We start from the raw sequence: 10,256 nt of genomic DNA, 5'->3' as shown, positions 1-10,256 counted from the left end.
TTGCACAGGGGTTGCGTGCGGTTACGGCAATCCGTTCCATCTTCGGCCCGTCGCGGGGTTTACCCGGTGATCATGGCCAGGCATGAATCGTGATCGCCGCCCTGCTGGCGTTCCGCCGCATCCGCAGAGACAAGGCGCACGCTTCTCGTCGGCTGGAAACGGCGGGCGCGCAGCACCGCCCACTCTCCGAACGGCCGGGGCTGCAGGAGCTCGTAGGTACCGTGCACGGAGCTCGTGCACGGGAAGAAGCATCGCGTCCGTCCCCTCGCCCACCCAAGAATGCCGCCCTTCCAGGGCGATGAGTCCCGTAAGTGCTCCTAGCGCCGCGTCTACTTGGTCGGCGCCGATCAGCACCCGCTCATCGACTCCTTGCTCCGCTAACAGCTGCCGGCGGATTGAGATCTTCTCGGCAAACTCCCCGATCCGTCCGTTCAGCGCAACTACAGAGGCATGCGGGAAGTACTCGGCCGCTTTCCCACGGGCGTCGCCCCCGGTATATCGAGGGTACGCGTGGGCGAGTGCTGCATAGACACTGAACCCGTCATGCATCCAGCGGTGGAATGGACGGGAGCGGTCTGCTGACGGAGTGGCGTAGAGGTTGATCCCTCGTCGGACCAAGTCCAGCTCGGCGGGGCGACGGGTGCCTGGCTCCGCCCACTGTGAAGGCGAATCGATGCAAACGACATCAGGCGCGAGCGTCTCCACGATCCGTATGAGTTCGTTGAGATCGCGAAGGTGCGGGACGGCGTGGCGGATCCTGCGGGAGGCGTCCAAGGCAACAAGGTCGAGCCCCTTGCCGTCGAGGAGCCCGACGTCGATGCCGACGGCCACCGTCATCATTCTCAGGATTCTATAGCCGACGATACCCAGGTCAAGGTCAATCCAACCTGCAATTCTGGAGCATTCCGGACGCGATCCTTCCCCCGAAGAGGTCGGGCTCTCAGACAGCAGCTTGCCTACCTCAGTGGGGTTCGCCCGCCTCCCTGAGCAGAGCCGGCGGCCGCGAATAACGATCAGCCTGAATTCCCAGGCCGATCGAATCAGTCTTCCTCAGCTCGCATGGAAGCCCTTGACCCAGTGCGGTTTGTGAAAGGGGCGTCAGGCCTCGTTAGGTCGGGTTCTTTGTATATGCATGCAGGAAAAGATCATCAACGGCACCACTAAAGATTCGACCCAGACATCAACGCAGAGCAGCAAGCCATCCTCAACGCAATCCACGGCCCCAAATTCACGCACTAAGGAAATGAGCCAAGTAAGGTTAACGGCAAGCTTTCCGCCGTCGCTTCTTTCCACCATTTCCACCATGGCGATGGTTGCTGAGCGCAGGGGCCGGAGTTCTTGATGACGTCGGCGACCGCACGCCCGGTCCTGTTCTGGACGGTTCTGGGAACGGCAAGCGTGGTGAACACGATCGTCAGGTGTGCCTCGATCGCGTCACAGGTGCGGTGGAACATAGGCCATCCGGGTCGCCGGCGTCATGGCAGAAATGCCGTCTGCCCACGACTGCCGATCTTCTTCTTCTCTATTGATCACGTGCTCGACGGCGTGCATCAGCGGTCGGTGATCAGGTCGTGGGCCACGTGCCGTGTGCGGTGCGAACCGCTCTGCGATCATAGGACGGTGCCGAAAAAGTTGACGGTGCGAAGCATCATGCCGCTCGCGACCGTGTTCGTGGTCGTCGGGCTCCTGATTGGCATGCCGTGGTTCTTCCAACGATCGCTCATCTATTTTCCCGACCGCGGTCAGCCACGCCCGGCCGCGGAGCTGTTGCCTGGAGCCCGGGAAGTCACGCTCACGACGAGTGACGGCCTCGAGCTCGGTGCCTGGTACTTGCCAGCCGCAGTCGGCTGCCGCACGACCGTGCTCGTCGCATCGGGCAACGGCGGCAACCGGGCTTATCGGGCAGGGCTGGGACGAGCGATCAGCGAGCTCGGCTTCGGCGTGCTGCTCTTCGACTATCGAGGTTACGGGGCGAATCCCGGACACCCGTCCGAGGACGGTCTCGCGCGCGATGTCCGCGCCGCTCACGAGTTCCTGACAGGTGCGGCAGGAGTACCGGCGGGCTCGCTCGTCTATTTCGGGGAGAGCATCGGCGCCGGGGTGGTCACGGAGCTCGCCACCGAGCACCCTCCAGCCGCGATGCTGCTGCGCTCACCTTTTACCTCGCTCGCCGACGCCGGCCGGGCAGCTTACGGCGTGCCGGTGGGCTGGATGCTCCGCGATCACTACCCGGTACGCGAGAACGTAGCGCGCGCCGACGTCCCAATCGCCGTGGTCTACGGGAGCGAGGACACCATCGTGCCCGCACAGCTGAGCCGGGACGTGGCTCAGGCGGCCCGGGAGTCCGGAAACTACGTCATCGAGGTGGAGGTAGCGGAGGCGAACCACAACGATGCAGCACTGGCGCTGGGTCCCGAACTCGTCGGTGCCCTCGTGGACGTGGCTGGCCGCGGCGGTGCGACCGGGTGCCCGTGACGGCCCATGTGCGGCGCGCAGGTCCAGGAGCCGGCGTGGTGCCTCCGGGAAACAATTGCACGCAAGGGCTGGTCCCGGCGTCGTCCTGGCAAGCTACCTGGCCGCCGGATCCAGAAAGTTCGGTGACTATGAGAGCGTGTTATCCGCAGGTCTCCTGCGGGAACTGTGCGATGATCGCTTCGAGTCGTGCCCGTCGGTTACGGTGGGGGCAAAACGATGCCCCGCCCAGCGGGGCACCGTTTCCTATCCGGCTTTAGGTGTCACCATTGGTGGGCGACGTCGATCACGAGCCTGGATCCGTTGCCGGGACCTGCGAGGGTGAAGACCTTGAAGGGGAGCCGGGCGCGGACGCCGAGCCCCAGGGTGGTGCAACCCTCGAAGCTGCCTGCCCAGGCGACCTGCCGGAACGTCTGGTACTTCGAAACGTTGGTCACCTCGGAGCGGTTGGCCGGGACGAAGGTGGCCTTGCCCGTGGCGGGGAAATAGCTGGGTGCGTGGGCGGTGACCTGCAGGAATGCACCGCCGCTCAGTTTGATGGGCAGTCCGGACCCGTCCTGTACGACCTTTGAGACGTAACGAACGTTGTAACCGGTTGGCTTCCCCTTGATGTCGATCACCAGGCGGTCGAAGCAGTAGTACTTTCCCGAGCGCACATTGGTTACTGACGCCGCGCTCATGGCCTGCTTGGACTTGGCGAGTGAGCCCCAGGCGAGTCCGCAGTAGGAAGGCGTTGCGGAGGCCGCCCCCGGAACCAGCAGGCCCAGCCCGAGAGCCATGATGATGGCAGTCAGCCAGGCGCCTACTTTTTTCATGTGGGTACCCCTTTCGGGTGTGAGTGGTTGGACGACACCAGAGTAGGAGCGCCAAAAGCCCGAAACGAGGGATGTTTCCGGTTCTTCGTGCAACCGTTAAATCGTCGGGAAACCGATCACGGGAACGTAAATCCAAGGCGCATCTCTGGGCCGTCGAAAGACGTTTGTGACCCTTTCTCAACTCGCCAGTTACCGCCGGTAACAGGCCAATACGCGCCGGAAGGCAACGGCAGGCCACTCCGAATCCTGCATTGGCACTTTGGCGCCCTACCCGCGAACCGGAGGTCCAGTCAGGAGCTCCCGCCTGAACGACACCTAAATCGTCGCAGGCTTAGCTCAGTGGGACGGGGCCGTGGAAGCCGGCCGTGCACGAAGTTCTCGACGAGCTGATTAATCTACTCTAAGCACCTTCGATGCGCTGTCTCGTCACCTTTCTCCCAAGCCCATTCCTGGTACTTCAGACATAGTCGCCATGTTGCAGATTTAGCCCTGGCTCAGGCGGACGTCTAGCCCTGGCTCAGGCGGACGGAAATGCCGAGCGCTGCAGTCGTTAGCGCCTGGTCGACATCATTCAAGGAACCTTGACAGGGCGGTGAAGGTAAAGAATGTCACAGGGGACGCGACGGCTCCCTGTGCCCGATAGAAGTCGAGAGCGTGCTTGTCTTCGTTGTCGGCTGGCACAAAAACGTCGCCGCAGCCTGCTGCCGCTGCGGCTTCACGGAGTTCGAGAACCAACTTGCTTCCAACACCCTGTCTCCGGTGATCCCGGCGCACTGCAAGGTCATAAATGAATACCTCTGACGATGGGGACCGGGTCATTGGCAGAGTGTGGGCGGTGATGCCGCCAACAATGTCGTCACCGGCGAATGCGGCGATGGCCCAAAACGAATCTCGGTCGAGAAGCCAAACAACATAGTCGTCAGGGAGCGGCTCGGCACCCTCTGCGAATACAGCGGCCATCATCGCGAACATGTCATGCGCCGCTGTCAGATCGCCTCGGACGAGGCGCCTTGTCCAGACAGTAGTCACTTGGCAATCGTGGCATGCCCGATCTGCAGGAACAATGCCGTCTGCAGCGGCAACCCGGCGGCTCGATTCCTGGGGCTACCCCCATCTGAGGAACGGCGAAAATATCCCCCGGTCGAAGTCCGCCGAATCTTGCCATAGAGTAGCGGTGCTTCGGCTGATACAGTCTCGACATCGTCAGGTGGAGCGGCGGGTAGGAGTGGCCACATGGAATTCGTCGTGATGTATCGTCTCAGCGAAGGCATCGATTTCTCACGTGTCCATGAGACGTACCCCCGTCATGAGGCCTATTTTGAAGCGTTCCATGCCGGCGGCGGAGGGCTCCTCGCGCTCGGCCCGTTCCAGACAATGGATCCTGCCGGTGCGTCGATGGGGATCTTTACCTCGCGGGAGGATGCTGAGCGCTTTATCGCGGGTGATCCGTTCGTTCTTGAGGGGCTCGCGCATCCACGAATTCTTGAGTGGGACGCCGTGCGCTTCGGTTAGCACATGGCCCAGCGTAACGCGCTGTTGCAGTAAGGAAGCTAGCCTGAGCTCTATGATGCCCACTCATCAGCAGCTGATCGGACTCCTGGCCCGCGCCGATCCCGGGTTTGTCGCCGGAGACTTCGCCACGACGTTCAGGCGTTCTTCCGGGCCGGAGGGCGAGACGGGCTCTTTCCGGTACTTCCCGGGCGGTTTCTGGGAGGTCAGCAACGACGGCGCCGGCCGGCTCCTTGTGACCCCCTGGGGCCTGCGTGCGGAGCTGGACTCGGGTGTTGTCGAGGAAGCCCCTGGGAAGGGCACCCCGCCCCGTTTTCCTCCGTTTTCCCTCGTGCTGCCGAGGTATTCGACATTTCTGGGCCGGGAACATGACGACTGGCAGTTGGATGCCAGCAGGCCGCTGCTGGAGGAACCCGGGGTACTGACCGCGGCGCTGACGAATCTGGAGGACCCTCAGTACAGGGGCACAATGACAGTCAGCACGGAAACCTACACCATCATTTCAGTCGACTTGGGCCACATGGTGCAGACGCTCGCCATCATGCGTACCGAGCCCAGCGACGAGGACCTTTCGGCCTTGGACGGCATCAAGTCCAGCATCAGAGGATCCAGCGACGAGTAGCTCCATTCAGTGGGGTCAGGGCCGGACTGTGGCTGGGTTGTTGGCTGCCCGTCCGCCGCGCTGCCTGCCCTCCCGCCAACCTGGCACCCCGTCATCCAGCGCCAGCTCTTTGGCTGGATCCAGTTCGCCGCGGTGCAGCTTGGAGCGCTGGAGGTGCAGCCAGACCCCGAGCTCGTGCTCTTCGCCTGTGATGACTGCCTTCTGACGGGGCCAGTCGTTGCCGGCCTTCCTGTTGGCGATCAGGGTTTTGAGCCGCTCCTGCCATCGTGCCTCGTCAGTCTCAGCCCGTGGGGGAGTCTGCCAGTCAGAAAGGACCGCCAACCCGTCAGGGTAAGCCGCGGCCAAGGTACCCGCCCGCGCGTCTTCCGGCCGCCGTTGCAGCCATGCCACCAGGCTGCGCTCCGCGGTGCTTTCCGCGGTCCGGGACGGGTAGCGGCCGTTTCCTGGACCATCGCCACGAGCTGCCGCATCCGCTCCAGGCCCTGGGCTGTTGCCACATGTGCGGTCTTCTGCGCGGCAGCCATATCGTGCGCGGCCTGCAGGCCCGGGCGATGCGCAGGTGGTAGGCGACGGTCTTCGGCGCTGCGCCGACCAGTTCCGCGATCTGTCCGCGGGTGAGGCCGCCGCGGTACATCAGCACCCATTCGGCGTTTGGTGCCCGGTTCCGTCCGGTCGCGCCGACCGGTACATGCTGGTGCTGCCGCTCGCCGAGGCCAGGGAAGAAGCGGTGGCCGGGTCACGGGCGGCGCGTTTCGGGCCGCTCAGGAGTTGAGCGGAGCCTTTGTCGGTCATCCGGCAGGGCAGCCTACTGCCGTCACTCAGTCACTGTGTCGCCATGCCGATGGGCTACCTTCCATTCGCCCTCTTCTCGGCGATAGATCTGGGTGGCTCTCAATACGTAGCTGCGTGGCTCACCGTCCACTGAGGCTGAGGTGTGTTCCAGTCCGGCCGTATAGGCCATGTCGCCCACGACGTTGTAAGCCAGCAACTCGAAGTTGTACGAGGTGCAGTCAGAGAACTGCCTCGCAAGGCCGGTGAACAAATCGTCGAGTTCCTGTTGCCCGAAGGCGTTGCGCCACGCGCCCAGGACACTCACGGGCTCGTTCCGCGACCAGAGTGCCCGGCGCGGGGAGGCGTCGCCGTTGTGGATAGCCACTTCCGCCTCGTACAACGCGGACCTCACCCAGGCCAGGAATTCGTCAGAGTCAGCCATGTCTTAGTATGCTCCCGGCATCGCAGCGACGGCGAGGGCTGACCCCCCTCGCCGTCGCAAGAACTTCTATCTCTTGAACCAACTCGAAAAGTCATGCTCGCCGGCTGAGTCGGGACGACGGCCTGTTGCCTCACTAGGATGCGAGTCTTAACATGCTGGCATAGCGCGAACTTCTTCTCGCTCTCGCGGCGGGCGCTCTGAGGCGTCCTCGTCCCAGGAGGGAGCACATGGCACGGCAGGACACGGTGACGGTCGAGGCCCGGCCCGGGCCTTTCGGTCTCGATGTCAGCCACGCGGCGGTGATCGTCGTCGACATGCAGAACGACTTTGGATCGCCGGGTGGCATGTTCGCACGGGCCGGCATCGACATCGCCCCTATCCGAGCGGCCGTCGGGCCAACCATTCGCGTCGTGGACGCGGCACGCGAGGCGGGGATCCCGATCGTCTATTTGAAGATGGGGTTCCTGCCCGATCTTTCCGACCTCGGGCCAGATCATGCGACCAACCGCCAACGTCACCAGTTCATGGGGGTGGGTGAACCGGTCGTTGCGCCGGACGGCACCCCCAGTCGCGTGCTTGTCCGCGACACCTGGAACACCGACATCGTCGATGAGTTGACGCCGGCACCGAAGGACCACGTCATTTACAAGCACCGCTTCAGTGGCTTCTTCCAGACCGACCTGGAGGGGCTGCTGAGGAGTCAGGCGGTCCGGGACATCATCTTTACGGGCTGCACGACGAGCATCTGCGTCGAGTCGACGCTCAGAGATGCGATGTTCCGGGACTTCCGCTGCCTCCTGCTGGAAGACTGCACCGGCGAGCCCATCGGCGCTGCGGCTGATCGGACAAATCACGAGGCATCGTTGCTCTCTATCGAGACACTCTTCGGATGGGTGGCCACCTCGACCGCGCTGCTCCACGGGCTCGGGGCGGCCTCACCGGCAGATCTTCGTCACACTGCCGCCGTCTGAGTCACGGTCCAGGGTAACCACCGTGTCGGACCTCGTCCCGCCCGGCGCCATGCTTCCATGAGTGCGGTTCAGTTAGCATTGGCCGACCAGCGTCGAGAAAAGGGCCAACTAGGTTGGACAATGCCTTCTTTGGGTGATCGAACATTCCCAGTGAAAGGTGGGCCAACTACGCTGGATGATCCAACTGGAGTTTGATCTCACATAAGAGAGAAAAACCAGTGGCGACCGCAGCAGTCGTCGCCATTGGGTTTTCGGGGGATCCGCCGGCTGTCCGAAACCCGCAAGGCTAACGACATCCGGGGCGCGCCTGTAATCCCCATTGTGGTGGATGGCCAACTGCGCCACGATGTTCGTATGCACGCTGAAGCAACGAAGGCGGAACTGAACCTTCCCCAGGCTTTCCTCCTCCTGGCAACGAACGACAAGGACGGCACACCTGAACTGCCGATGTACGTACTCAGGACCACCTTGGCAGGGGCGATACTGGCGGAGCTGGACCTGATTGGTGCAATCGAGCTGCAGGGGAAGCACGTAAGGGCTACCGGCACCGCCCCGAAGACAGAGTTACAGCACGAGTTGGATCTCATCCGTGGCAAATCACGGCCTCACACTCCCAAGCGCTGGGCATCAATGCTGGAGGGCCGCGCCGAAATGCGGCGTATCTACGAGGGAATGGCGTCGCGCGGGCTGGTCGAAAACGCCGGCGAGAAGCACCTGGGTCTGTTCCGGACCTTGCGGTATCCGGAGAGGGACCACGCCCCGGAGGCAGAGCTCCTCAAAAAGATCGAGGTAGCACTCAGCGGTGGGACCTATGATGCCGGGCCAAGTGATTCCAAGGCGTCTGATGTCGGGGTGGCTGATGCTACGGCACCTGATGCTACGGCACCTGATGCCGGTACCCCTGACGCCATGGCGCAGGATGCCGGGACGCCTGATGCCACGGCGCCTGCTCCCGCTAAGCCCGATTCCAAAGCACCCGACGCCAGGACCATCGCTCTGATCGCACTGCTTCAGGCGGCTGGGCTGCTCGGCAAGCTTTTCCCGGCAGCAGATAAAAACTGGGCAGATGAACTGGCGAAGGACTATTGGCCCGCCAAGGCAGTGGAGGACGAACTTCTTATGATCCGGCTGGCGCAGGCAGAAGCCCCAACTCTATGATCTGCCTGGCATCCTTCCAACAGGACACCAGGAGTTTCGCTCCTCAAGTTTGACGACTGCGGAGCCCTGCACCAGCGGGGCGCCACAGTTTATTACGGACGCCATTGGCCCCTGCAAAAGCTACGCACCCGTGCCTAAGGTGGTTTCGTCCGACTGATCAGCCTGCTGATGAAGGAGTGTGGGTGGCATGCCCAAGACAGGCAAGAACGACCACGCCCGCAAGGAAGAGCTTCCCTCGACCCTGCAGCGGTCCGAGCAGAAAGCCCAGGATATTTTCGCTAAGACCTACGACTCAGCCCTTGAGTCGTATGACAACGACGAGAGCCGGGCCGCCCGGGCTGCCTACGCGTCCCTGAAGCACAGCTACGAGAAGGTGGGCGATCACTGGGAGCCAAAGGAGAACCGTGGCCCCTCGGATGAGCGCGCGGAGGAGGGGCTGAAATCATCTGCGCCAACGGCCGGAGGCGTGGACGCAAACGCTTCCAAGGAGCACCTTTACAAGCGCGCCAAGGAACTGAACATTGACGGCCGTTCCAAGATGGACAAGGAAGAACTTGTCCAGGCGCTGCAGAAGGCCAACGATGCCGCAACCCGGAAGGCGCGTGGGGACTGAACCAGGGGTGAGGGCACCTAACCCTTCATTGGCCGGGAGTAAGAGGAGCCGGACGGCGTTCTTTCCAACACTCCAAAATCGATCATGTAGCGGCGCAGCAACACGACATCGTCGGTGTAGCTGAGCAGCCGTTCATTGACCTGCCGTTCGGTGAGATCTTCGCCCGGTCTGACTGCCTCGTTGGCGATCCAGGTCAGGAGTTCCCGTCGCTCCGCCTGATTGGCAGGGTACCGGTCGATCCTTCCTAGGCGCATGAAGCGGGCAACTCCGGTCTGCGCCTGGCGTTTCGGTTGTTGGGTGAGGAGATCGCGGAAGATCACCTCCGACGCCTCCAGTTCATTGTCAGCAGTCCGTTCGACGAGGCCGGACTCAAGGAGGACGGCAATGGCCCGGTCCCGCCGTCGATCGCTCAGGTCAGAAGCGACATGGGCGAGTTTCGTCCCGAGAACTATTTCCGCGTAGGCGGTCCGCGCGTCATTATTGGCGAGAGCTGCCATCACCCGCCGCCAGTGCGGCCCGCTCTGCCTGGTTCCTCTGGTCACAGCGCTTCCCCTTGCTCTGGCCACGCCGGATCGATTCCGGTCACCTCATTGGCCGGTACAACACGAAGAATCGTAGCCCTGCGCGGGGGACACCGAAAGGGAAGCGCCCTTCACGGATCAACTGGCGCCGAGATGACATGAGATGTGAAATGGTCTTGGGATAACCATCCCTGAGCGGGCCTGAAACGGCGGAGAACAACCTGGGCTATTGCGCCGGCCGTGTTGGGCGCATGTCTTCCCGGAGTCATCCCGATGGTTCCGGCGGGAAGTCATACCAATGGTCCAGGTGGCCCGCTCAGTTCGAATGAACGCACGCATTCCACGGCGGGGGGTAGGCCGCC

12 protein-coding genes and 1 pseudogene are annotated in these 10,256 nt (G+C 62.9%); 6 read left to right on the top strand and 7 right to left on the bottom strand.

Annotated features, from left to right (window positions below):
- Positions 1–21: 21 nt before the first annotated feature.
- Together RIN13_RS19215 and RIN13_RS19210 are read right to left on the bottom strand one after the other, a co-directional pair.
- On the bottom strand, positions 22–840 hold the full coding sequence (locus RIN13_RS19215; RefSeq protein ID WP_309108916.1) for a DUF429 domain-containing protein: 819 nt from the start codon (positions 838–840) through the stop codon (positions 22–24).
- Between the two features lie 462 nt (positions 841–1,302).
- A pseudogene (locus RIN13_RS19210) lies at positions 1,303–1,457 on the bottom strand (IS1634 family transposase); the annotation flags it as partial.
- Between the two features lie 163 nt (positions 1,458–1,620).
- Here RIN13_RS19210 and RIN13_RS19205 point away from each other — a divergent pair.
- Positions 1,621–2,475 carry an alpha/beta hydrolase gene (locus tag RIN13_RS19205; protein ID WP_309108915.1) on the top strand — a complete coding sequence of 285 codons (855 nt, stop codon included), beginning with the start codon at positions 1,621–1,623 and terminating at the stop codon, positions 2,473–2,475.
- A gap of 260 nt (positions 2,476–2,735) precedes the next feature.
- Here the strand turns inward: RIN13_RS19205 and RIN13_RS19200 are convergent, their stop codons facing one another.
- The gene (locus tag RIN13_RS19200; protein ID WP_309108914.1) at positions 2,736–3,287 is read right to left on the bottom strand and encodes a hypothetical protein; all 552 of its coding nucleotides are present in this window, start codon (positions 3,285–3,287) and stop codon (positions 2,736–2,738) included.
- 567 nt (positions 3,288–3,854) lie between these two features.
- Positions 3,855–4,316 carry a GNAT family N-acetyltransferase gene (locus tag RIN13_RS19195; protein ID WP_309108913.1) on the bottom strand — a complete coding sequence of 154 codons (462 nt, stop codon included), beginning with the start codon at positions 4,314–4,316 and terminating at the stop codon, positions 3,855–3,857.
- Positions 4,317–4,520: 204 nt separating this feature from the next.
- On the opposite strand from RIN13_RS19195, the gene RIN13_RS19190 reads away from it, so the two are divergent.
- Positions 4,521–4,799, top strand: coding sequence for a YciI family protein (locus RIN13_RS19190; RefSeq protein ID WP_309108912.1), 279 nt, complete (start codon positions 4,521–4,523; stop codon positions 4,797–4,799).
- Positions 4,800–4,851: 52 nt separating this feature from the next.
- Positions 4,852–5,418, top strand: coding sequence for a hypothetical protein (locus tag RIN13_RS19185; RefSeq protein WP_309108911.1), 567 nt, complete (start codon positions 4,852–4,854; stop codon positions 5,416–5,418).
- A 15-nt stretch (positions 5,419–5,433) separates the two neighbouring features.
- Here RIN13_RS19185 and RIN13_RS19180 read toward each other — a convergent pair whose 3' ends face one another.
- Together RIN13_RS19180 and RIN13_RS19175 are read right to left on the bottom strand one after the other, a co-directional pair.
- The gene (locus RIN13_RS19180) at positions 5,434–5,808 is read right to left on the bottom strand and encodes a helicase associated domain-containing protein (protein ID WP_309108910.1); all 375 of its coding nucleotides are present in this window, start codon (positions 5,806–5,808) and stop codon (positions 5,434–5,436) included.
- A gap of 424 nt (positions 5,809–6,232) precedes the next feature.
- Positions 6,233–6,631, bottom strand: a complete 399-nt coding sequence (locus tag RIN13_RS19175) for a nuclear transport factor 2 family protein (protein WP_309108909.1) — start codon at positions 6,629–6,631, stop codon at positions 6,233–6,235.
- A gap of 227 nt (positions 6,632–6,858) precedes the next feature.
- Here RIN13_RS19175 and RIN13_RS19170 point away from each other — a divergent pair, with 227 nt between their 5' ends.
- From RIN13_RS19170 to RIN13_RS19160, 3 genes are all read left to right on the top strand, one after another.
- Positions 6,859–7,602, top strand: a complete 744-nt coding sequence (locus RIN13_RS19170; RefSeq protein ID WP_309108908.1) for a cysteine hydrolase — start codon at positions 6,859–6,861, stop codon at positions 7,600–7,602.
- A 354-nt stretch (positions 7,603–7,956) separates the two neighbouring features.
- On the top strand, positions 7,957–8,760 hold the full coding sequence (locus tag RIN13_RS19165; RefSeq protein ID WP_309108907.1) for a GPP34 family phosphoprotein: 804 nt from the start codon (positions 7,957–7,959) through the stop codon (positions 8,758–8,760).
- Between the two features lie 187 nt (positions 8,761–8,947).
- Positions 8,948–9,373 (top strand): ChaB family protein, encoded by a 426-nt coding sequence (locus RIN13_RS19160; protein WP_309108906.1) that lies wholly within the window; start codon positions 8,948–8,950, stop codon positions 9,371–9,373.
- Positions 9,374–9,390: 17 nt separating this feature from the next.
- Here the strand turns inward: RIN13_RS19160 and RIN13_RS19155 are convergent, their stop codons facing one another.
- Positions 9,391–9,915 carry a DUF2087 domain-containing protein gene (locus RIN13_RS19155; RefSeq protein ID WP_309108905.1) on the bottom strand — a complete coding sequence of 175 codons (525 nt, stop codon included), beginning with the start codon at positions 9,913–9,915 and terminating at the stop codon, positions 9,391–9,393.
- Positions 9,916–10,256: the final 341 nt, after the last annotated feature.

Origin of the sequence: Arthrobacter sp., from assembly GCF_031179985.1 — a bacterium.
Taxonomy (GTDB): domain Bacteria; phylum Actinomycetota; class Actinomycetes; order Actinomycetales; family Micrococcaceae; genus Arthrobacter.
The sequence above is the reverse complement of the archived record's forward strand: the minus strand, read 5'-3'. Positions and strand labels throughout refer to the sequence as shown.

Bases quoted from the DNA above. Each gene is read 5' to 3' on its own strand.
- RIN13_RS19185 (WP_309108911.1), top strand. From the start codon at position 4,852: ATGATGCCCACTCATCAGCAGCTGATCGGACTCCTGGCCCGCGCCGAT.
- RIN13_RS19160 (WP_309108906.1), top strand. From the start codon at position 8,948: ATGCCCAAGACAGGCAAGAACGACCACGCCCGCAAGGAAGAGCTTCCC.
- RIN13_RS19190 (WP_309108912.1), top strand. From the start codon at position 4,521: ATGGAATTCGTCGTGATGTATCGTCTCAGCGAAGGCATCGATTTCTCA.
- RIN13_RS19175 (WP_309108909.1), bottom strand. From the start codon at position 6,631: ATGGCTGACTCTGACGAATTCCTGGCCTGGGTGAGGTCCGCGTTGTAC.
- RIN13_RS19165 (WP_309108907.1), top strand. From the start codon at position 7,957: ATGCACGCTGAAGCAACGAAGGCGGAACTGAACCTTCCCCAGGCTTTC.
- RIN13_RS19215 (WP_309108916.1), bottom strand. From the start codon at position 840: ATGATGACGGTGGCCGTCGGCATCGACGTCGGGCTCCTCGACGGCAAG.
- RIN13_RS19170 (WP_309108908.1), top strand. From the start codon at position 6,859: ATGGCACGGCAGGACACGGTGACGGTCGAGGCCCGGCCCGGGCCTTTC.
- RIN13_RS19200 (WP_309108914.1), bottom strand. From the start codon at position 3,287: ATGAAAAAAGTAGGCGCCTGGCTGACTGCCATCATCATGGCTCTCGGG.